Genomic DNA, 22851 nt, shown 5'->3' on the forward strand with positions numbered 1-22851 from the left:
GATTTAAAAAATCTCTATTGAATTAGTAATTTCTTATTTTAACACTGTTTTTTTTGCGTTAACTGCAATATTAGATTATTTTTGCAACCTGTTATTGCGTAATTCGTAATATAACAAAACTTTAACCTTAAGTATTTAACAAATGACATCAGACGTAATTAAGACTAAAGAGCTTACAAAAGTAGACCCAGTTTTTGGACAACTTTCTTTTGACGACCACGAACAAGTAGTGTTTTGCAACGACAAAGATACTGGTTTAAAAGCAATAATTGGAATTCATAATACAGTTTTAGGACCAGCTTTAGGTGGAACACGAATGTGGCAATATGCGACTGAATGGGATGCACTAAATGATGTGTTAAGATTGTCAAGAGGAATGACTTTTAAATCTGCTATTACAGGATTAAATCTTGGTGGAGGAAAAGCAGTTATTATTGGTGATGCTAAAACACAAAAAACACCAGAATTAATGAAACGTTTTGGTGAGTTTGTACATTCTTTAAGCGGAAAATACATTACTGCTGAAGATGTTGGAATGGAAACTTCAGACATGGATTTAGTTCGTGAGGTAACTCCTTATGTAACTGGAATTTCAGAAAGTAAAGGTGGTGCAGGTAATCCTTCTCCTATCACAGCATATGGTGTATATATGGGAATGAAAGCTGCTGCAAAATATAAATTTGGTAGTGATAACCTTGAAGGTAAAAAAGTATACGTACAAGGAATTGGTCACGTTGGAGAATCACTTGTAGAACATTTAACAAAAGAAGGTGCTAATGTTGTTATAGCTGATATTAATGAAGAGCGTTTGCAACATGTAAGTAATAGCTATGGAGCTACTATTTATAGAGGAGACGATTTGTATGCTGAACAAATGGATATTTATGCACCTTGTGCCTTAGGAGCTACAATTAATGATGATACTATTAATAAGATTAAAGCCGAAGTTATTGCAGGTGCAGCTAATAACCAATTAGCAGTAGAGCAAAAGCATGGAGCTATTTTACAAGATAAAGGGATTGTATATGCTCCAGATTTCTTAATTAATGCAGGAGGAATCATTAACGTATATGCTGAACTAGAAGGTTACGGTAAAGATGAAATAATTAGAAAGACAGAAAATATTTATAATACAACTTTAGAAATATTAGAAAACGCTGAAACAAATGGTGTTACTACTAATATGGCAGCACTAAATATTGCTAAAGGAAGAATTGAGGACAGAAAAAGCCAAAATTCTAAATAGAAATTAAAAATAATAGTATTTTTGCGAGGCGAAAGAGCATATCTTTCGCCTCTTTTAATTTTTTAACACTCATTATTGAGTAATATTGATTTAAATAAGTTCTTTAAGTATGCTGAATAGAAGACATATTCGAATTAAAGTGATGCAAGTAGTATATGCATCTAAAGGTGGTGAAAATGCAAATATCCAAAAGGATGAAAAGTTTTTGCTTAATAGTATGGAGAGTATGTACAATCTATACTTACTAATGATTTCTTTGCTAATTGAAGTTCAAAAGAAAGCAGAAGATCGTTTAGTAAAATCTCAGCAAAAGCATTTAGCTACTTCCGAAGAAAAAAATCCTAATAGAAAATTTGTTAATAATGAGTTATTACTGCAATTAAAAAGTAATGCTTTACTAAAAGATGCTATGGAGCATCGTGGAGTTAATAATTGGGATTTAGACGATGAGTATGTAGATATCATTTTTAAAGCCATTTTAGAAAGCGAATTGTATCAAGATTATATGTCAACAAGAGTTTCTACATATAAAGATGATAAGGCTTTTGTGGTAGATATCTTTAAAACAATCATTGCTCCAAATGAAAAGTTATACGAATATTTAGAAGATAAAAATTTGACTTGGCTAGATGACTTACCTGTAATAAATACAGTAATTGTAAAGTTATTGAGAAAGGCTAAAGACAATATGTTAACATCGCATTTTGTGCCTAAGTTATTTAAGGATATTGATGACAAGATATTTGCGAAAGACTTATTAAAGAAAACGGTATTAAACTTGGCTTCTTATAGCGCAGAGATTAGTGAAAAAACAAAGAACTGGGATAAAGACAGAATAGCAAACATCGATTTTGTGTTATTACAAATGGCAATTTGCGAGTTTCAAAAGTTTCCATCTATTCCAGTTAAAGTAACTATTAATGAATATTTAGAGATTTCAAAAGAGTATTCTACACCAAAAAGTAGTGTTTTTATTAATGGTGTTTTAGATAAAATAGTAAAAGAGTATAAAGATAAAGGTACGTTAAATAAGATAGGACGTGGTTTGATGTAATAATTTTTTTATTACTTTTATGCGCGATTAAAAAAAAATAGGAAAATAAATAGTAACCCAAAAGTTTATCCTGAATAGACAATTAAAAATTTAAAAAATGAAAAAAGTAATTTTAGGTTTAAGTGCATTATGCATGGTAGCTTTTACTTCTTGTAAAGAAGATGCAACTGCTAAAGTAAATACTGAAAACGTAACTAAAGCAGCAGAAAGAGATGCAGTAGCTGGAGATTTCCCAGCAATTACATTTGACAAAACTGAGCATGACTTTGGTGAAATTGAAAATGGTACACCAGTAGAAACAGTATTCTCTTATACTAACACAGGTAAAGCGCCATTAGTAATTACAGATATTAAAAGTACTTGTGGATGTACAGTACCAAAAGATTGGAGTAAAGAGCCTTTAGCTCCTGGAGCTTCTGCTAAGTTTACAGTTAAGTTTAATGGTAAAGGTGCTAATAAGGTAACTAAAACTATTACTGTAACTGCTAATACAGAAAAAGGAAAAGAGCAAGTAAAGATTACTGCTTTTGTTAAGCCAGATCCTAATGCTGCTGCTAAAAAAGCAGGTTCAGCTGTTATTTCTCAATAATTAAAATAGGTAAATACCTTAATTTATGGAAGGAATAGGGCAATTTGCACCATTTATATTAATGTTTGTTGTAGTGTATTTCTTTATGATTGCACCACAAATGAAACGTGCAAAAAAAGAAAAGAAATTTGCTGCTGAGCTTAAGCGAGGTGATAAAGTAATCACTAAAAGTGGTATGCATGGTAAAATTGTAGAGTTAAACGATAAAGACAATTCTTGTGTTATTGAAACAATGGCAGGAAAATTAAAGTTTGATCGTTCTGCAATTTCTATGGATATGAGTGCTAAACTTAACGCTCCACAGAAATAAAATATAATTTCTATTATAAAAAAAAGCCACTCAAGTTGAGTGGCTTTTTTAGTTTAACAGTTTTTGTATTTATCGTGTAAACCTTTTCCTTGAAGAATCATAGGTTTAATTTTTTCTAATCTGTTTTGTTTGGTTGCTTCTCGTTTAGCTGAAGCGATATGCTCACAATACTCACGTTGTTTGTATGGTGCTAAGCAATCAAAACAAGTTTTTAACTCTGAGTTATTATCAAACTCATTTTGAAGTTCTTCAGGAATATTAATTTCCTTTTTAGCTTTGGCTTTAGCTGGTTTAATTTCTTTTCCAGCTTTTTGATTTTCTATAGCTTCCTTTACGTATTGTAAAACAGCGCCTTTATTAATGTCGTTAATAGATGCAAACTTCATTTGGCGTAAGGCTTTTGTTTTACCTTCTTGAGCATTGGTTAAAAGATTTAACTCATCTTTTAAAAGTACACCATTAAAAAACCAAATACCAAAATGATTTTTAAAAGCACCTAAGCCAACTACATTTTTACCGTTAATAGTATAAGTAGGAGCACTCCATTTAAGCGTTTCTTCTAACTCGGTAGAATTCATGATGTCTCTAAGTAATGTTAATGCATCACTAAAATTTTCATGAGTTTCTATATATTCTTCAACAGAGGTTGCTTTTTTCATCTTTAATTGGTTTTTATTTATAACGCTCTTGCGTTAACTCAGCTATTTTGCAAATAACTTGAGTAGCTTTTAAAATGCTTTCTACAGGAACATACTCATAACGTCCATGGAAGTTATGTCCACCAGCAAAAATATTTGGACAAGGTAATCCCATAAATGATAATTGAGAGCCATCTGTACCACCTCTAATAGCTTTTATTAATGGCTTGATATCTAATTGATGCATAGCTTCTTCAGCAATATCTACAATATGCATTACAGGTTCTACCTTTTCTTTCATATTGTAGTACTGGTCCTTGATTTCTATTTCAAAAATGGTTTTACCATATTTTTCATTTAAATCGTCACCAATTTTTTGCATTAGTGCTTTACGTGCTTCAAATTTTTCCTTATCGTGATCTCTAATTATGTATTGTAGTTGTGTAGTTTCTACTTTTCCATCAATATGATGTAAGTGGAAAAACCCTTCGTAACCTTCAGTATGCTCAGGAACTTCTTGTTTTGGTAAGGCATTAATAAACTCTGTTGCATAATACATAGAGTTTACCATTTTTCCTTTGGCATAACCTGGATGTACAATTTTACCATTTACTTTAATTTTTGCACCAGCAGCATTAAAATTTTCGTATTCTAATTCTCCAACTTGACTACCGTCCATAGTGTAAGCCCATTCGGCACCAAATTTTTCTACATCAAACTTGTGTGCACCACGACCAATTTCTTCATCTGGAGTAAAGCCAACCTTAATAGGTCCATGCTTAATTTGAGGGTTATTTATTAAGTACTCAACTGCACTTACTATTTCACAAATACCAGCTTTATCATCGGCACCTAAAAGTGTAGTACCATCAGTTGTAATTAAAGTTTGTCCTTTGTAAAGTAATAAGTCCTCAAAGTAACTAGGAGATAAAACAATATTTTCTTCTTTGCTTAGAATAATATCTTCTCCATTATAATTCTCAACAATTTGTGGTTTTACATTGGCTCCAGTAAAGTCAGGAGAGGTGTCAAAATGCGATACAAATCCAATTGCTGGTACATCGTGCTCTACATTACTTGGTAATGTTGCCATAATGTATGCGTTTTCGTCAATACTTACATCTTGTAAACCAATAGCTTTTAATTCTTCAGCAAGTTTGTTTGCTAAATCCCATTGTTTTTCTGTACTAGGAGTTGTGGGTGAATTTGGGTCACTTTCAGTATCTATAGTAACATAGCTTATAAATCTATCTATAATGTGTTTTCTGTCTAACATGTGTCTATTGTTTGTTCAAAAATAAATAACGATAACCGAAGTGCCAAGAGTTAGCTTAGTTTCTTTTTTAGTGTTGGTTTTTAATGTATTTTTGCACTCAAATTCAGCTTCATGTACAAGGCACTTATAAGACCAATACTTTTTAGTTTTGACCCAGAACGTATCCATCATTTCACGTTTTCTTTTGTAAAATCTATTTCAAAAATCCCTTTAGTTCCAAATGTTATTAGAAGCATGTATGTTGTAGAAGATGCTTCTTTGGAGCGTGAATTATTTGGATTAAAATTTAAAAACCCTATTGGATTAGCTGCTGGATTCGATAAAAATGCAGTATTGTACAATGAACTTGCTAATTTTGGTTTTGGTTTTATAGAAATAGGAACTGTAACACCTAAAGGACAAGTTGGAAACCCTAAAAAACGATTGTTTAGGCTAAAAGATGATAAAGGCATTATTAATAGAATGGGTTTTAATAATGAAGGCCTTGAAGCTGCAATTGAACAGTTAAAAAAGAATAAAGGTAAACTTATTGTAGGAGGAAATATTGGTAAAAATACAAGTACTGCTCCAGAAGATTATACAAAAGACTATTTAGAGTGTTTTAATGCATTACATCCTTATGTTGATTATTTTGTACTTAATGTAAGTTGCCCTAATGTAGGAAGTCATGCTAAATTAACTGACAAGGATTATTTAGAGGAATTAATAGGCGCTGTACAAAAAGCAAATAATACTTTTGAAAATCAGAAACCAATTTTATTAAAAATTGCTCCAGATTTAAATGAAATTCAGTTGGATGAAATTATTGAGTTAGTAGCTAATACCAAAATTGATGGTGTGATAGCTTCTAATACATCTGTGTCACGAGATAATTTAAAAATGCCTGTTTCAGAATTAGAGAAGATTGGTAATGGAGGTGTAAGTGGACAACCAGTTAAAGAAAAGAGTACAAGAGTTATTAAATATTTAGCAGATAAGAGCAATAAGGCTTTCCCAATTATTGGAGTAGGAGGTATCCATTCGGCTAATGATGCGCTTGAAAAAATAGAAGCAGGAGCCGATTTAGTTCAAGTTTATACAGGATTTATTTATGAAGGTCCTAAATTGATAAAAAGCATCAATAAAGCACTAATAAAAAAAGCGAGTTTAAATTAAAACTCGCTTTTTTGTTGCTTTTAGCTATTCAATTTTAATTATCTAAAATTAGTTTCTTAGTAATAGTCTTATCATCTGTAGTAACTATTTTTACCATGTATATTCCAGAATTCAAGTGTTTAAGATTTAAGTTTGCTTGTTGAGGTATATTCTTTTGTTGATAAACTTGATTGCCAATAACATTATAAATCAAAATCTCATTTATATCAGATTTAGAATTCTTAATTGTAATATTTCCATTGCTTGGATTAGGGAACATCTTAAAGTTGTTAGTTAAACTATTTTCTTCAATACCTAATACATTTTGTAATGTAATGGTTAGTGTGCCTATTTTTTCATTATTGAAAGGTGCAACACCTTGTAAACTACTAATTGGTTCTTGCGGATTTGTGTTGTCATTTCCAGATGTGTAGTTAGCACCACTATCTGTTCCTGCATCGTAAGGGTATAGGTCAATACTTATAGAGTTCTTCCAAGCATCATTCTCTCTAAGTTCTACACTGTTAACAGCTATCATCCAATCTGGACTTGGAGCAATCATAGATACTAGAGTAAGTAATGGGAAGTCTTCGCTAACTTCTAATGCAGCAATGTTAATATTTCCAGTAGCTGTGCTTAGTGATCCTCCATCAATATATTGCTCAGCATTTCCAGCAGTGATACTACTTCCTATCTCTTCCATAAAAATATCATTATCTCCTTTTTCAGCAACATCTTCTATTCCGGGAGTAGCAATTCCTCCCATTTCAAGAAATGTTACATTGCTGTTGTGGTTTGCGCCTACTAATCTAGACCAATGCGCATTGTCTGGTAAAGTTCCATGATCTGTAGAGTTCCATATGCTGTTAAAGTTAATAGAATAAGTAGCAACAGATTGTGAAATACTAAATAGAGGAATGATTAAGAGTGTTAGTAGTAGATTGGTTTTTAGTGGTTTAGTAGTGTTTTTCATAGCGTTTTTTTTGTTTAGGCGTAACACTATATTAAATCTTACAATCTTTCTTATAAAATTATATTTTTACAAAAACTATTGATTTGAATTTTGAGTTATTAATATCTTTTGTTTTAGCATCTTCAATGTTGGCTATTTTTCCTGGTCCAGATAATATATATGTATTATTACAGAGTATAGTAAATGGTAAAAAATTTGGTTTAGCTACAGTTGCAGGTTTAATTTCGGGTTGTATTGTACACACCACTTTAGTAGCTTTTGGTGTATCTGCAATTATTAAAAATAATGATTACTTATTTACAATTCTAAAAGTAATAGGAGCAGCTTATTTGTTGTATTTAGCATATAAGGTATATAAATCTAATGCAGATATTGTTATAGAAGGAAATGTCGCTAGAAAAAGTGTAACGCAATTATTTAAACAAGGTTTTATGATGAATGTCTTAAACCCTAAGGTCTCTATTTTTTTCTTAGCGTTTTTTCCTAGTTTTTTGTTTAGTGATACTATGTCATCTATTGCTCAATTTTATGTTTTGGGATTACTGTTTATGTTTACATCATTTGTAATATTCTCATTAATAGCTATTTTGTCTAGTTCAATTTCAGAATATATCAAGTCCCACAAAAACTCAGGTGTAGTTTTAAAATGGTTGCAAATAGTTGTTTTTGTAGGAATCGCAATTTTTATCTTCCTTTCTGAAAAATAGTATTATTTTTATGCGTCTAAAATTTATCAATGTCAACAAAGGTTAAGATTATAGAATGTCCTAGAGATGCTATGCAAGGTATAAAGCAATTTATACCTACAGATAAAAAGGTACAATATATTCAATCTTTACTACGAGTAGGCTTTGATACCATTGATTTTGGAAGTTTTGTATCACCAAAAGCCATTCCTCAAATGGTTGATACAGCCGAAGTTTTATCAAAACTAGATTTAAGTAAAACTACAAGTAAGCTATTGGCTATTGTAGCGAATACTAGAGGAGCTGCTGATGCTTCTGTACATAAAGAAATAAATTATTTAGGGTACCCTTTTTCTATTTCCGAAAATTTTCAAATGCGTAATACACATAAAACTATTGCACAATCTGTAGTTACACTGCAAGAAATTTTAAACATTGCTGTAAAAAGTAATAAAGAAGTGGTTGCATATTTGTCAATGGGATTTGGTAATCCTTATGGTGACCCATGGAATGTTGACATAGTTGGAGAGTGGACAGAGCGTTTAAGTAAAATGGGCGTTAAGATTTTATCATTAAGCGATACTATTGGAAGTTCTAATCCAGAAACTATAAGTTACCTTTTCTCAAATCTTATTCCTGCCTATCCTAATATAGAGTTTGGAGCGCATTTACATACAACACCTAGTTCTTGGTTTGAAAAAGTTAATGCTGCTTTTGAGTCTGGTTGTCATCGTTTTGATGGAGCTATTCAAGGTTTTGGAGGTTGCCCAATGGCAAAAGACGAACTAACAGGAAATATGCCTACCGAAAAATTATTATCCTATTTCACTTCTAATAAAAATGATAGTAATTTAAATGCATTAAGCTTTGAAAGTGCTTATAATGAGGCTTCTAAAATTTTTAATTTTTATCACTAAATAATTCCTTTTATTTTTATTTAAAATAATTCTAAATAAAGTTTTTTTATTTAAGATTGAGTAGTACATTTGCACCTGAATTAATTTATTATTTAAAACCAGTCTAAATAAAAACAAATGAAAAAAGCTATCTTAACAATGGCAATTTTAGTATCTAGTTTTGGGTTTGCTCAAACTGTAAGTCAAGATACAACAGCAACAAAAAACCGTCAAATGAATGCTGCTCAAAATATATTGAGTGGAAATGGTTCGCAAAATGGAATCACAATTGGTGGTTATGCACAAGTTGATTATAACCAACCTGAAGGTGATAATGGTAAAATGGATGTGCATAGATTAGTAATGTTATTTGGTTATAAGTTTAGTGATAGAGTACAGTTTGTTACTGAAATTGAATATGAGCACGTAAAAGAGGTATATATCGAGCAAGCATTCTTAAACTATTCTGTAAACGATAATTTTAATGTTCGTGGTGGTTTAATGTTAGTGCCAATGGGAATTGTGAATGAGTATCACGAACCTACTACATTTAATGGTGTTGAAAGACCAAGTATGGATAAGAGTATTGTACCAACTACTTGGAGAGAAATTGGTGTTGGTGTAACAGGGAAGTTTGACGATGCTAGTTTGCGTTATCAAGCTTATATCTTTAATGGATTTGCATCTGTAAATGGAGAAAAAGTGTTAGGTGGAAGTAATGGTTTACGTAATGGTCGTCAAAAAGGTGCTGAATCTACAATTAACACACCTAACTTATCTGCTAAGGTAGATTATTATGGAATTCAAGGATTGCGTTTAGGTTTATCAGGATACTTTGGTCGTACACAAGCAGCTGATGAAATTGACGATGTTGATGGGGCTGATGTAGGAATTTCTATGTTTGGTTTAGATGCACGTTATATTAACAAGCGTTTTTCTGCAAGAGGTCAATATATTCATGCATTATTATCAGATACTGAAGAATACAATACACTTTATGAGGCTAATTTAGGTTCTGAATTAAAAGGTTGGTACGCAGAAGTTGCTTATAACTTATTACCACTTACAAAAGAACAAAAGCTTGATGTATTTGTACGTTACGAGCAATATGATACGCATGCAGCAGTAAAAGATGCAGGTATTTCTAGAAATTTAGGATATAATAGAAATGAGTGGACTACAGGTTTAAGTTACCATGTTGCTCCTGGAGCTGTTGTAAAAGCAGATTACCAATTATTTGATAATGCAATAGATGGTAATGATGCTAAAGGACAGTTAAATTTAGGTTTTGGAGTTTGGTTCTAAATCTAAAATTTAAAAAAATAATTATCTCATTTGATAATTTGGTTTAGTTTTTAGTCCTAATAGCTAAGGTAGAAAGTTACTTTTTACTTTAGCTATTGGGCATTTTATAATACTTTTGCACTATGAAATTAAAAAGCACTTATTTAATATTAATAGCTTTATTCTTTATGTCTTTTGGACTTTCAAAAAACATTCAAAAAAAGTTGAATAAAGAAATTAAATCTGTTTATAGTGTAGAACAATTCCAACTTTCTTCAATAGAAGTACCTTCTGAAATTTCAAAGGATTTAAAAGTAAAGTTTGGAAAAGATAATTTGTTTAGTATTAAAACTAACGATTCGCTTTTAGGTTATGCATACTTATCAAAAGCACCAAGTAAAACAGATCATTTTGATTATTTAATTTTACTTGATACAAATTTGATTATTACTAAAACTAAAGTATTGGTTTATAGAGAAGATTATGGAGGAGAAATTGGTAGTAAACGTTGGTTAAAGCAATTCATTGGCAAAAGTCAAGATGATGAATTAAGATATGGCGATAATGTAGCTGTTATATCTGGTGCAACAATCTCTGTACGCTCAATGACAAATGCTGTAAATGAGTTTTTAAAATCGTTAAAAGTACTAGAACAAAACAACATACTTTAAATGCAACTAAACGGTTTCATATATACACTTCCTAGAGAAATAAGACTTTTAATAAGTACTTTTATTATTGTATTGAGTATTGGTTTTTATACAGGGTTGTTATTTGTAAGCGAAACATCTACTGCAAATCCTGATAGTATTGAAGAACAATATATAGGAAATGAAGATAATGAAGATGCTAAGGTTATGAAATTTAAAAAGAGTAGTAAAGAAATGCTAACTCTTGTGCATAATCATATTCTATCAATGTCAATCATATTCTTTTTAGTTGGCTTATTATTAAGTATTACACAACTTAATAAAAAGATGAAATTGTTTTTAATAATTGAGCCTTTTGTATCTGTTCTTCTAACTTTTGGAGGTATATATTTACTTTGGACTGGTGTTAGTTGGATGAAATACATCGTCATGCTTTCAGGAACAATTATGACATTAACTTACACAGTAGCGATTTTAATTATTCTTAAACAATCGCTTTTAGCAAAGAGATAATATCATCCGTGATTTTAAACAGTGCTTATAGTATACCAGAGATTAAATAGTAATAATTATTTAACATAAGAAACTCAAAAAAAATGTGTAGATTTGCATGCAATTAAAACGTAATTGCAATGATAGCACATCAAAACAAAATTGTTGGAGAAGGTCTTACTTACGACGACGTACTTTTAGTTCCAGCATATTCCGAAATTTTACCTCGAGAAGTTAGTATTAAAACAAAGTTCACTAAGAACATTTCTATCAATATTCCAATTATTTCAGCAGCAATGGATACTGTGACTGAAAGTAAAATGGCTATTGCTATGGCGCGTGAAGGAGGTATTGGTGTGTTGCATAAAAACATGACTACCGAAGAGCAAGCTTTAAAAGTTAGAAAAGTAAAGCGTGCTGAAAGCGGAATGATTATAGATCCAGTTACTTTGCCTTTAACAGCTAAAGTATTAGATGCTAAGCAAAATATGAAAGAGCATAGTATTGGAGGTATTCCTATTGTTGATGATGAAGGTTATTTAGTTGGAATTGTTACCAATCGTGATTTACGTTTTGAAAAAAATAACGATAGAGCTATAACTGAAGTAATGACTACCGAAAACCTTGTTACTGCTGGTGAAGGAACATCTTTACAAGACGCTGAGGTTATTTTGCAAGAAAATAAAATAGAAAAACTACCTGTTGTTGACGATAACAATAAATTAGTTGGATTGATTACGTTTAGAGATATCACTAAATTAACACTTAAGCCAATTGCAAATAAGGATAAGTATGGACGTTTACGTGTTGCTGCAGCTATTGGAGTTACTGCAGATGCTGTTGATAGAGCAGAAGCTCTAGTGAGTGCTGGTGTTGACGCAATTATTATTGACACTGCTCATGGACATACAAAGGGTGTTGTAAATGTTTTAAAAGAGGTGAAAGCTAAATTTCCAAGTTTAGAAGTTGTGGTTGGAAATATTGCCACTGCTGCTGCTGCTAAATATTTAGCTGAAGCTGGTGCTGATGCTGTAAAAGTTGGTATTGGTCCTGGTTCTATTTGTACGACACGTGTAGTTGCTGGAGTTGGATTTCCTCAATTTTCTGCTGTTTTAGAAGTATCTGCAGCCTTAAAAGGTACTGGAGTACCTGTAATTGCTGATGGAGGAATTCGTTATACAGGAGATATACCAAAAGCTATTGCTGCTGGAGCCGATTGTGTAATGTTAGGATCATTATTGGCAGGAACAAAAGAATCTCCAGGAGAAACAATTATTTACGAAGGACGTAAGTTTAAATCGTATCGTGGTATGGGAAGTGTGGAGGCTATGAAACAAGGTAGTAAGGATAGATATTTTCAAGATGTAGAAGACGATATTAAAAAATTAGTACCAGAAGGAATTGTTGGACGTGTACCATATAAAGGTGAGTTGTTTGAAAGTATTCACCAGTTTGTTGGAGGTTTAAGAGCAGGAATGGGTTATTGTGGAGCAAAAGATATTGAAACCTTAAAAGAAACAGGACAGTTTGTAAAGATTACGTCTTCTGGAATTAGCGAAAGCCACCCTCATAATGTGATGATTACTAAGGAAGCTCCTAATTATTCTAGATAGAAGAAAATATTTCTTAATATATAAAAAGGCAACATAATAAATGTTGCCTTTTTTTGGTTTAAATTTAATTAATGTGATTTCTTCTTGAGTTGATTGCTTCTAAGAAGTCTTTTGGTTTATCAACTTTAAAAGCAATAGTTTTATATGTTTTTTTAATTCCGTAAAAACCATTTAAAGTATTGGAACTCTTAAGTGTAATAACAATATTATAACCTTCAATTTCAACAAGAGGTGAAAGTTTTCGTGTGTTATTATCAAACTCTACATCTGTTGATGTTTGGTCAATTTTAGCTATTTCTTTTATAGGAATACAAGTTTCATTCAACACTCCAAACCTTAACTCTAAATTGTTCTCATTAATTTGGATTGGACGCTTTGAAAGTGATCTCACAATGCCAAAAATTTGTAATGCCGTATATATGCTTAATAATGAAACAACCCAAGCAACAATAACACTCCATTTTGCTATAATAACATGTAATACTGCTGTTTCTATTCCAATAATAAGCATAAAGGCTATCGCTAGCGAAAATACACCTGATGTTTTATGATAAGTATATTCATTCAACTTTGGTTGGTACGATTTAAAATTGAAAAAACCATAATAAAAAACAGCAATTTCTGTAGCAAAAGGAACAACTAAAGGTTTTGGTAAAATTTGTGAACATGTTTGTTTTAATGTGTCAAAAAAATCTAATTGATTTTCACTATGCTGCTTATGTATTTTTATAGCTTTTCTAACCTTTAATATTATATAGGTTAAAATACTTAGCTCAATAACTGGAAGGAACCAAGTTTTAAATAAATTGAGATAATATTGATTCTCATTTGGAATTATTATAGACGCTATTACAATTCCTAAAATCAAAATAGGAACTACTGTAGTTTTTGGGATATTGGTTTTTCTAATACTAAAAAAGTAAACTAAAGGTAGAGTAAGTAGTAAGTCTGCAGTAATTGCAAAAGCTAAGGTATTAGTGTTAGAAAGAAATATTGATGTTTTTGAAACTATAAACATTGAACAAATGATAATTATTGGTAAACTAATTATCATTATTAATTTTTGAGTACTAATCGTTTTATTCATAAAGTTCTTCTTTAAAGATTATTAACTGAAATCCCTTTTTCAGCAAAGTTTTTAAAGGCAATCATGTATTTTTTTGATTGTTTTTTAAAGGTGCAAGGCATTACTAAAGTCATTATACGTAGCATAAAATTTGTTGGTATAAATTCACATTTAGAAATCCATTTGGTATGACCATTAGGTAGTTCTTTAAAATAGTTTTCTTGAATATTATGCATACCTTTAGTGGTGTAAGTACCATGAAATTCGTCTGGAAATTCTCTCTTTGTAATATTTTCAATTAAGTCCATATGGCGTTTTCCCATTTTAAAAATCAATTTCATTTTAGCACCTACCTGACCAGGAGTACCCGAAATATGTTCTGTAGAAACTAAACCTTCTTGCCAATGTTTAAGATTATCAGTATTATCTAATTTCTTAATCACTTCGTCTCTGGGTAATTCTATAATAGTTTCTATAGTGTATTTCATGACTAATTTATCTTATGTCATTAAAGATAATTCAGAATTGTAGTAAATAAAAATCATAGCAAATATTTATGCTATTTAATCGTTATCAATCAACTTGTATAATAGTCTATTATTACTATTTTTGTTGCAATTGAAAAGTTAATAAATTTATGAGAAAGAACATTTTTTTAATATGTTTAGCTTTAGTGTTTTCAGTAAGCTCGTATTCACAAATTAAAAAGGATGATGTTTTATTTACTGTTGCTGGAGAACCAGTTTTTGCATCAGAATTTTTAAGAGTTTATAATAAAAATTTAAATCTTGTAAAGGACGAATCTCAAAAAGATGTTGATGAGTATCTGAAGTTGTTTATTAATTATAAATTAAAGTTAGCTGAGGCAAAGGCTTTAGATTATGACAAAAAGCCTGAATATATTAGGGAGTTTAATTCTTATAAAAAGCAGTTGACTAAAAACTACTTAACTGATAGTAAAGTTACAGAAGCCCTTGTTAAAGAAGCATACGATAGAATTGCCTACGATGTAAAAGCTAGTCATGTATTAGTAAGGATTGCTGAGGGTGAAAAAGACACGATACAAGCTTATAATCAAATTTTAGATTATAGAAATAGGCTTGCTAAAGATGGATTTGATAAATTAAAAGAAGAAATTCATAATGGCAATACCATTTTTGTTGAAGATTTAGGATATTTTTCTGGTTTTAAAATGGTTTACGATTTTGAAACTGTTGCGTATAATACTGAAATAGGAGAAATTTCTCAGCCATTTAAAACTCAATTTGGGTATCATGTTGTACAAGTTTTTGATAAAAGAAAATCAAGAGGCGAAGTAACTGTGGGACATATAATGATTTCTAACAATCAAAAGGATAGTACTATAGTGCCAGAAAAGCGTATTAAAGAAATCTATAAATTAATTGAACAAGGAGATAGTTTTGAAGCACTTGCTAAACAATTTTCTGATGATAAAAGTTCAGCTAATAAAGGAGGAAAGTTATCTTCATTCAAAAGCGGACAATTAAGTTCGGTGAAATTTGAGGATAAGGCTTTTGAAATGGAGAATATTGGCGATATTTCTAAACCATTTAAAACCGATTATGGCTGGCATATTACAAAGTTATATGGAAAAAAACCATTAGAGTCATTTAAAAAATTAAAACCGAGTCTAGAAACTAAGGTAAAAAGAGATTCTAGATCAAAGCTTATTAATACAGCTATGGTTAATAAGTTAAAGAAAAAGTATAATGTTATTGATGATAAACCTAATTTAGAATATTTTATCAAGGCATTAAATCCAAGTTTTTATTCTAAAAAATGGACAATTCCAACCGATTTACCTCAGGATAAACTATTATTAAAAATAGGAGATAAGCAACTTACTTATTTTCATTTTGCAGAGTATTTAAAAAATACTCAAAAGAATTCTAAAAACAGAAAGCCATTTGATGTTATTGTGAAAGAACAATATGAAGAATTCGTGAATGCTAATGTTTTAAAATACAGAGAAGAAAATCTTGAAAATGAAAACGAAGAGTTTGCACAAATATTGAAAGAGTATAGAGAAGGATTATTACTTTTTGATTTAATGCAAACTAAAATTTGGGAAGGTGTTAAAAGCGATAGTGTTGGATTAGAAAATTATTACCAAGCTAATAAATCAAACTATAAATGGCCATTAAGAGTAGATGCTATAGTCGCTACAGCATCAAAAGAAGAGAATATTAAAAAAGTAAAAAAATTATTAGAGAAGAACACAACTATTGAAACTATAAATTCATCTTTAAACAATGGTAAAACTCAAAACGTAATATTCACTACAGAAGTAATGGATGCTTCGCATAGAGCATTACCAAAAGCGTTTGTTTTTGAAAAAGGTGTTTCAAAAATTTACACAGATAATGATGCTTTTTATGTTGTTAAAGTAAAAGAAATACTTCCAGAAAGTATAAAAACATTAGAAGAAGCTAAAGGTAGAGTGATTAGTGATTATCAAACTGTGGTAGAAAATAACTGGCTAAAAGAATTAGAAAATAATTATAAGGTAGTAGTTGATAAAAAAATATTAAAGAAGGTTAAATCTCAAATTTATAACTAATTGAAACTAAAAAATAGTCTCATATTATGCTTTCTCTTTAGCTTAGTGTCATGCCAATTTTTAAAAACAGAAGAAGAAGGCATACCTATAGCAAGAGTTAATGACACTTATCTATATCAACATGATTTAGATGGTGTTGTTTTTAACGGAGTTTCGAGAGAAGATAGCATTATGCAAGTTTCAAATTTTATTAATCGTTGGGCAACACAACAGTTGTTAATGGATGGAGCTCAATTAAATTTAACCGAGCAAAAGCAAAGTGAATTTAATCATCTAGTATCTCAATATAAAAAAGACCTTTTTACAAATGCTTATTTAGAAGCTTTGGTTAAAAGAAGCATAGATACTGTAGTTGATTTATTAGAGGCTAACCAAGTGTACGAGCGAAACAAAGAAACCTTTAAATTAAACGAAGAACTTATTAAGTTTAGATATATTAATGTAAATGAAAATATATCTAATGTTGAAGATATTGAAGAGCGTTTTAAGCGCTTTAACGAAGAAGATAAAATTGTGTTAGACTCTATTGCAATTCAGTTTAAATCGTACTCTTTAAACGATTCAATATGGATTAAAGCAAGTCAAGCAATATATAAAATTCCTATGTTAAATGCTGAAAATAAAAAAGAACTGTTAAAAAAATCTAATTTTATACAGCACAAAGATTCATTAGGACTATATTTGATGCAGATTAAAGATGTACTGAACAGAAATGAACAAGCACCTTTAGAATATGTAATGCCAACTGTAAAACAAATTGTAATTAACAAGCGTAAGTTGGACTTTATAAAACAATTAGAAAAAGACATCACAAAAGATGCAATTAAAAACAAACAATTTGAAATTTTTGACTAAAGTGAAGTATCTAGTATTAAGTGTAATGTTATTGTCATCCAGTACAATATTTGCACAAGAGATAATTGAAGAAAAGGAAGAGACTAAAGAAGTTGAGAAAAAAGCAGATCCATCTCAACGCGTAAAAGTTGATGGTGTAGCTGCTGTAGTTGGAGATTTTGTAGTTTTAGATTCTGATATTGACAAGCAATTCGCACAGTTAGAAGCTAGTGGAGTTTCTACAAAAGACATAACACGTTGTCAATTATTTGGTAAGCTTTTAGAAGATAAATTATACATGCACCATGCTATTCAAGATAGTATAGTAGTTAATGATGCAGAAATTCGTTCATACGTAGACCAGCAACTTAATGGGTTTGCCCAACAAATTGGATCTATGGAAAAGCTAGTAGCTTATTATAAAAAATCTTCGGAGCAAGAGCTGAGAGATGAAATGTTTGAGCTTAACAAAAATGGTAAAATGGCTGTGTTAATGCAGGAAAAAATTACCGAAGAAATAGAAGTTACTCCAGAGGAAGTAAGACAATTTTTTAACGATATTCCAAAAGAAGAACGTCCTGAATTTGGAACAGAGCTTAGAGTAGCACAAATAGTTGTTATTCCAGAAGTTTCTGATGAAGAAAAGCAAAAAGTAATTAATAGATTAAAAGAGTTTAAAGCAGATATTATAGATAATGGAGCAAGATTTGCTACTAAAGCTGTATTATATTCCGAAGATCCTGGTTCAAAAAGAACTGGAGGTAAATATACGTTGCATAGATCTAGACCTCAAATGGTGAAAGAATTTAGAGATGTTGCTTTCTCTTTAGAAGAAGGTGAAATTTCTGAGCCTTTTGAAACAGATTTTGGTTACCATATTATCTATCTAGAAAAAATTAGAGGACAAGAATACGATGTGCGTCATATTCTGTTAAAACCTCAAATAACAAAACAAGCTATTGATGCTGCAAAAGCAAAAATAGAAAAGGCAAGAGAAAGCATAGTTAATGGGGAATTAACATTTGCTGAGGCTGCTAAAGAAGTGAGTGATGAGGAAGAAACTAAGTTTGATGGAGGGCAATTGCGTAACCCAGAAACTCAAGATTATAGTTTTGAACTTACTAAAATGGATCCAGAGCTTTATAGCCAATTACAGAATCTAAAAGATGGTGAAGTGAGCCCTGTGTATACAGATGAAGATAGAATAAATGCTACTAAATTTAAAATTCTTACAGTTACAGATAGAATAGATGAACATGAGGCAGATTTTGCTAAAGACTACCTTAAAATTAAGGCGTTAGCACTTCAAGAAAAGCAGTTAAAAGCTATTGAAGCGTGGCAAATTGAAAAAATCATGGATACATTTATTAAAATTAACGGTGAGCATCGTGAGTGCGACTTTAATAGTAACTGGTTAAAAAAATAAACGTATTGCTTATGTCTGATGTTGCTGCTATAAAACAATTTGTTGTCAAGTATAAAAATTTAAAAACTGAAGTAGCCAAAGTTATTATTGGTCAAGATGAGGTTGTTAATCAAATTTTGATTTCTATATTTTCTGGTGGTCATTCACTTTTAATTGGAGTTCCTGGTTTAGCAAAAACATTAATGGTTAATACCATAGCGCAAGCATTAGGTTTAGATTTTAAACGTATTCAATTTACACCAGATTTAATGCCTAGTGATATCCTAGGTAGTGAAATATTGGATGAAGACAGACATTTCAAATTTATAAAAGGGCCAATCTTTGCTAATATTATATTAGCAGATGAAATTAACCGTACACCACCAAAAACACAAGCAGCTTTATTAGAAGCTATGCAAGAGCGCGCTGTAACAGTAGCAGGTCATCATTATAAATTAGATTTACCATATTTTGTATTGGCAACACAAAACCCAATTGAACAAGAAGGAACTTATCCTTTGCCAGAAGCTCAGTTGGATAGATTTATGTTTGCAATCAATTTAGAATATCCAACTTTTGATGAAGAAGTACAGGTTGTTAAAGCAACAACTTCAGATAATAAAGTTAATGTTAATGCGCTATTTACAGCTCAAGAAATTGTTGACTTCCAACATGTAATTCGTCGTATTCCTGTAGCAGATAATGTTATTGAGTATGCAGTAGCAATGGTTGGTAAAACAAGGCCTAAAAGTGATTCTGCAGCCGATTTAGTTAAGCAATATATAGATTGGGGTGCTGGACCAAGAGCTTCTCAAAATTTAATATTGGCAGCTAAAACACATGCTGCTATTAATGGTAAATTCTCTCCAGATATGGAAGATGTGCAAGCTGTTGCAAATAGTATTTTAAGACACAGAATTATTAAAAACTACAAGGCAGAAGCAGAAGGTATTACTGAACAAGAAATTATTAAGAGCTTGTTCTAAATTTCTTTTATAAGGGAAAATTATACTTTTATTAGTCAATTCAATACTTAATTTTCTATTATTGAATATTTCAAAAGTTATTAATTTAACAATTTTGATATATCAAAATTATTAATATCGTATTTATCAGGGTTTTAAGTATTGTTGTTTTGAAGTATTCTTATCAAACTTCATATTTTCTTACATATTTTTTAAAATGATTCGTATTTAGTACTTTTGCAACACTAAAAACTGAATCAAAACTTATAAATTTTAAAGATTTAGTTTGTTCTAAATATTAATTAGAAATAAATTAAATCTTCATTGAAAATATAGCGCTTATGAATATTTATGAAAATTATCTTAAAGAAATTGAGGCTCGTAAAGAGCAAGGGTTGCACCCAAAACCAATTGATGGAGCAGATTTAATAGCTGCAATCATTGATCAAATTAAAGATGTAAATAATCCACATAGAGAAGCATCGTTAAATTTCTTTATATATAATACACTACCAGGAACAACTAGTGCTGCTGGTGTAAAGGCAAAATTTTTAAAAGAAATTATTCTAGGAGAAGCTATTGTAGAAGAAATCACTGCTGATTTTGCTTTTGAGCAATTATCTCATATGAAAGGTGGTCCTTCTATTGAAGTATTGCTTGATTTAGCATTAGGAAATGATGAGGCTATAGCTAATGCTGCTGCAAAAGTTTTAAAGACGCAAGTGTTCTTATATGAAGCAGATACAGAGCGTTTAGAAACAGCTATGAATGCAGGAAGTGCTATAGCAAAAGAAATTATTGAAAGTTATGCGCAAGCGGAGTTTTTTACAAAACTTCCAGAAATTGACGAAACTATAGAAGTGGTTACTTATGTAGCTGGAGTTGGTGATATTTCTACCGATTTATTATCTCCAGGAGCAGATGCGCATTCACGTTCAGATAGAGAATTGCATGGACAATCTATGTTTGAGCATAATAAAGATATGCAAAACGAATTGTTAGCATTGCAAAAGCAACATCCTAATAAGCGCGTAATGTTAATTGCTGAGAAAGGAACAATGGGAGTTGGTTCTTCTCGTATGTCTGGTGTAAACAACGTAGCATTATGGACGGGAATTTCTTCAAGTCCTTATGTACCTTTTATCAATATAGCACCAGTAATTGCTGGAACAAATGGTATTGCTCCAATTTTCTTAACAACTGTTGGTGTAACTGGTGGAATCGGATTAGATCTTAAAAACTGGGTAAAGCAAAAAGATGCTGAAGGAAATACAATTGTTGATGAAGAAGGAGATCCAATTTTGAAAGAAGAATATTCTGTTGCTACAGGAACAGTACTTACGATAAATACAAAAGAAAAGAAATTATATAACGGAGACACTTACTTAAAAGATGTTTCTGCTGCATTCACTCCACAAAAAATGGAGTTTATGAAAGCAGGTGGTTCTTATGCGGTAGTTTTTGGTAAAAAATTACAAACCTTTGCTTGTAAAGCTTTAGGAATAGAAATTCCTCCAGTTTACGCAGCTTCAAAAGAAATTTCTATCGAAGGACAAGGGTTAACTGCTGTTGAAAAAATATTCAATAAGAACGCAGTAGGAACTACTCCAGGTAAAACATTGCATGCAGGATCTAATGTTAGAGTAGAGGTAAACATTGTAGGTTCTCAAGATACAACAGGTTTAATGACTTCTCAAGAACTAGAGATGATGGCTGCAACAGTTATTTCTCCAATTGTTGATACAGGTTATCAATCAGGATGTCATACAGCTTCTGTTTGGGATGATAAGTCTAAAGCTAACATTCCAAGATTAATGAAGTTTATGAATGACTTCGGATTAGTTACTGCACGTCACCCTGAAGGGAAATATCATGCAATGACAGATGTAATTCATAAAGTATTAAATGATATTGCTGTTGATGATTGGGATGTAATTATTGGAGGTGATTCTCATACTCGTATGGCAAAAGGAGTTGCTTTTGGAGCCGATTCAGGAACAGTTGCTTTAGCTTTAGCTACTGGTGAGGCTACTATGCCAATTCCAGAGTCTGTTAAAGTTACTTTTAAAGGAGAAATGAAATCTTATATGGATTTCCGTGATGTGGTTCACGCTACACAAGAGCAAATGTTAACTCAATTTGAAGGAGAGAACGTTTTCCAAGGAAGAATTATCGAAGTTCATATTGGTACTTTAACTTCAGATCAAGCATTTACATTTACAGATTGGACTGCTGAAATGAAAGCAAAAGCATCTATCTGTATTTCTGAAGAAGAAACATTAATTGAATCATTAGAAATCTCTAGAGATCGTATTCAAATTATGATTGATAAAGGGATGGATAATCCAAAGCAAGATCTTAAAGGATTAGTAGATAAAGCTAACAATAGAATTCAAGAATTAAAGACAGGTACTAAACCAGCTTTAAAACCAGATGCAGATGCTAAGTATTATGCTGAAGTTGTTATCGATTTAGATAAAATCGTTGAACCAATGATCGCTGATCCGGATGTAAATAATGAAGATGTATCTAAGCGTTATACGCACGATAACATCCAGCCATTATCATTCTATGGAGGAACTAAAAAAGTAGATTTAGGTTTCGTAGGTTCTTGTATGGTACACAAAGGAGATATGCAAATATTGGCACAAATGCTTAAAAATCTTGAAGCTCAACAAGGAAAAGTAGAGTTTAAAGCCCCTTTAGTTGTTGCTCCTCCAACTTATAATATTGTTGATGAATTAAAAGCTGAAGGAGATTGGGAAGTATTAGAAAAATATGCTGGATTTGTATTTGATGATAACGCTCCTAAAGCAGTTGCAAGAACTAAGTATGACAACAAGTTATATTTAGAGCGACCAGGTTGTAGTTTATGTATGGGTAATCAAGAAAAAGCTGAACCAGGAGATACGGTTATGGCAACATCAACACGTTTATTCCAAGGGAGAGTAGTGAGAGATACTGATGCTAAAAAAGGAGAATCATTATTATCTTCTACACCAGTAGTTGTATTGTCATGCATATTAGGAAGAACTCCTACTATGGAAGAATATGAGACTGCAGTGAGTGGAATTGTATTAACTAAGTTTAAACCATCTACTAAAGAATTAGTAATGTAATTTTTTAAATTACATCGAAATATTGAAAACCCGAGTTTTA

The 22851-nt window shown here is 31.0% G+C and carries 21 protein-coding genes; 16 read left to right on the forward strand and 5 right to left on the reverse strand.

Annotated features, from left to right (window positions below):
* The first annotated feature begins 142 nt into the window (after positions 1-142).
* The 4 genes from ACLII3_RS12160 to yajC all read left to right on the forward strand — a co-directional run bounded on the left by ACLII3_RS12160 (position 143) and on the right by yajC (position 3199).
* A complete protein-coding gene (locus ACLII3_RS12160) occupies positions 143-1246 on the forward strand; it encodes a Glu/Leu/Phe/Val family dehydrogenase (protein WP_412984507.1) in 1104 nt (367 codons plus the stop codon).
* A gap of 109 nt (positions 1247-1355) precedes the next feature.
* Positions 1356-2300 (forward strand): transcription antitermination factor NusB, encoded by a 945-nt coding sequence (gene nusB / locus ACLII3_RS12165; RefSeq protein ID WP_412984508.1) that lies wholly within the window; start codon positions 1356-1358, stop codon positions 2298-2300.
* A gap of 97 nt (positions 2301-2397) precedes the next feature.
* The gene (locus ACLII3_RS12170) at positions 2398-2889 is read left to right on the forward strand and encodes a DUF1573 domain-containing protein (RefSeq protein ID WP_412984509.1); all 492 of its coding nucleotides are present in this window, start codon (positions 2398-2400) and stop codon (positions 2887-2889) included.
* A gap of 25 nt (positions 2890-2914) precedes the next feature.
* Complete coding sequence (gene yajC / locus ACLII3_RS12175) at positions 2915-3199, forward strand: preprotein translocase subunit YajC (RefSeq protein WP_412984510.1); 285 nt, start codon at positions 2915-2917, stop codon at positions 3197-3199.
* Positions 3200-3252: 53 nt separating this feature from the next.
* Here the strand turns inward: yajC and ACLII3_RS12180 are convergent, their stop codons facing one another.
* Positions 3253-3858 carry a YdeI/OmpD-associated family protein gene (locus tag ACLII3_RS12180; protein ID WP_412984511.1) on the reverse strand — a complete coding sequence of 202 codons (606 nt, stop codon included), beginning with the start codon at positions 3856-3858 and terminating at the stop codon, positions 3253-3255.
* A 13-nt stretch (positions 3859-3871) separates the two neighbouring features.
* Positions 3872-5113, reverse strand: a complete 1242-nt coding sequence (gene pepT, locus ACLII3_RS12185; RefSeq protein ID WP_412984512.1) for a peptidase T — start codon at positions 5111-5113, stop codon at positions 3872-3874.
* A 111-nt stretch (positions 5114-5224) separates the two neighbouring features.
* Between pepT and ACLII3_RS12190 the strand changes: the two genes are divergently transcribed.
* Positions 5225-6268 (forward strand): quinone-dependent dihydroorotate dehydrogenase, encoded by a 1044-nt coding sequence (locus ACLII3_RS12190; protein ID WP_412984513.1) that lies wholly within the window; start codon positions 5225-5227, stop codon positions 6266-6268.
* A 34-nt stretch (positions 6269-6302) separates the two neighbouring features.
* On the opposite strand, the gene ACLII3_RS12195 is transcribed toward ACLII3_RS12190, so the two are convergent.
* Positions 6303-7220 carry a spondin domain-containing protein gene (locus tag ACLII3_RS12195; protein WP_412984514.1) on the reverse strand — a complete coding sequence of 306 codons (918 nt, stop codon included), beginning with the start codon at positions 7218-7220 and terminating at the stop codon, positions 6303-6305.
* 83 nt (positions 7221-7303) lie between these two features.
* Between ACLII3_RS12195 and ACLII3_RS12200 the strand changes: the two genes are divergently transcribed.
* From ACLII3_RS12200 to guaB, 6 genes are all read left to right on the forward strand, one after another.
* Positions 7304-7927 carry a LysE family translocator gene (locus tag ACLII3_RS12200; RefSeq protein WP_412984515.1) on the forward strand — a complete coding sequence of 208 codons (624 nt, stop codon included), beginning with the start codon at positions 7304-7306 and terminating at the stop codon, positions 7925-7927.
* A 29-nt stretch (positions 7928-7956) separates the two neighbouring features.
* Entirely contained in the window at positions 7957-8823 is an 867-nt protein-coding gene (locus ACLII3_RS12205) for a hydroxymethylglutaryl-CoA lyase (protein ID WP_412984516.1), read from the forward strand.
* Between the two features lie 117 nt (positions 8824-8940).
* Positions 8941-10107, forward strand: coding sequence for a hypothetical protein (locus ACLII3_RS12210; protein ID WP_412984517.1), 1167 nt, complete (start codon positions 8941-8943; stop codon positions 10105-10107).
* A 122-nt stretch (positions 10108-10229) separates the two neighbouring features.
* A complete protein-coding gene (locus tag ACLII3_RS12215) occupies positions 10230-10757 on the forward strand; it encodes an FMN-binding protein (RefSeq protein WP_412984518.1) in 528 nt (175 codons plus the stop codon).
* Positions 10758-11249, forward strand: a complete 492-nt coding sequence (locus ACLII3_RS12220) for a hypothetical protein (protein ID WP_412984519.1) — start codon at positions 10758-10760, stop codon at positions 11247-11249. It begins immediately after the preceding gene.
* A 119-nt stretch (positions 11250-11368) separates the two neighbouring features.
* Positions 11369-12841: an IMP dehydrogenase gene (gene guaB / locus ACLII3_RS12225; RefSeq protein ID WP_412984520.1), complete on the forward strand. Its 1473-nt coding sequence runs from the start codon at positions 11369-11371 to the stop codon at positions 12839-12841.
* A 64-nt stretch (positions 12842-12905) separates the two neighbouring features.
* Here the strand turns inward: guaB and ACLII3_RS12230 are convergent, their stop codons facing one another.
* On the reverse strand, positions 12906-13928 hold the full coding sequence (locus ACLII3_RS12230; RefSeq protein WP_412984521.1) for a hypothetical protein: 1023 nt from the start codon (positions 13926-13928) through the stop codon (positions 12906-12908).
* Between the two features lie 11 nt (positions 13929-13939).
* Positions 13940-14395: an SRPBCC family protein gene (locus ACLII3_RS12235; RefSeq protein WP_412984522.1), complete on the reverse strand. Its 456-nt coding sequence runs from the start codon at positions 14393-14395 to the stop codon at positions 13940-13942.
* A 149-nt stretch (positions 14396-14544) separates the two neighbouring features.
* Here ACLII3_RS12235 and ACLII3_RS12240 point away from each other — a divergent pair, with 149 nt between their 5' ends.
* The 5 genes from ACLII3_RS12240 (at position 14545) to ACLII3_RS12260 (ending at position 22811) form a co-directional block, all read left to right on the forward strand.
* Positions 14545-16488, forward strand: coding sequence for a peptidylprolyl isomerase (locus ACLII3_RS12240; protein ID WP_412984523.1), 1944 nt, complete (start codon positions 14545-14547; stop codon positions 16486-16488).
* Positions 16489-17343, forward strand: a complete 855-nt coding sequence (locus tag ACLII3_RS12245) for a peptidyl-prolyl cis-trans isomerase (RefSeq protein ID WP_412984524.1) — start codon at positions 16489-16491, stop codon at positions 17341-17343.
* Position 17344: 1 nt separating this feature from the next.
* Positions 17345-18748: a peptidylprolyl isomerase gene (locus ACLII3_RS12250; RefSeq protein WP_412984525.1), complete on the forward strand. Its 1404-nt coding sequence runs from the start codon at positions 17345-17347 to the stop codon at positions 18746-18748.
* Between the two features lie 11 nt (positions 18749-18759).
* Positions 18760-19713 carry an AAA family ATPase gene (locus ACLII3_RS12255; protein WP_412984526.1) on the forward strand — a complete coding sequence of 318 codons (954 nt, stop codon included), beginning with the start codon at positions 18760-18762 and terminating at the stop codon, positions 19711-19713.
* Positions 19714-20033: 320 nt separating this feature from the next.
* Positions 20034-22811 (forward strand): bifunctional aconitate hydratase 2/2-methylisocitrate dehydratase, encoded by a 2778-nt coding sequence (locus tag ACLII3_RS12260; protein ID WP_412984527.1) that lies wholly within the window; start codon positions 20034-20036, stop codon positions 22809-22811.
* Positions 22812-22851: the final 40 nt, after the last annotated feature.

The organism is Pontimicrobium sp. IMCC45349 (assembly GCF_047219225.1).
GTDB lineage: Bacteria > Bacteroidota > Bacteroidia > Flavobacteriales > Flavobacteriaceae > IMCC45349.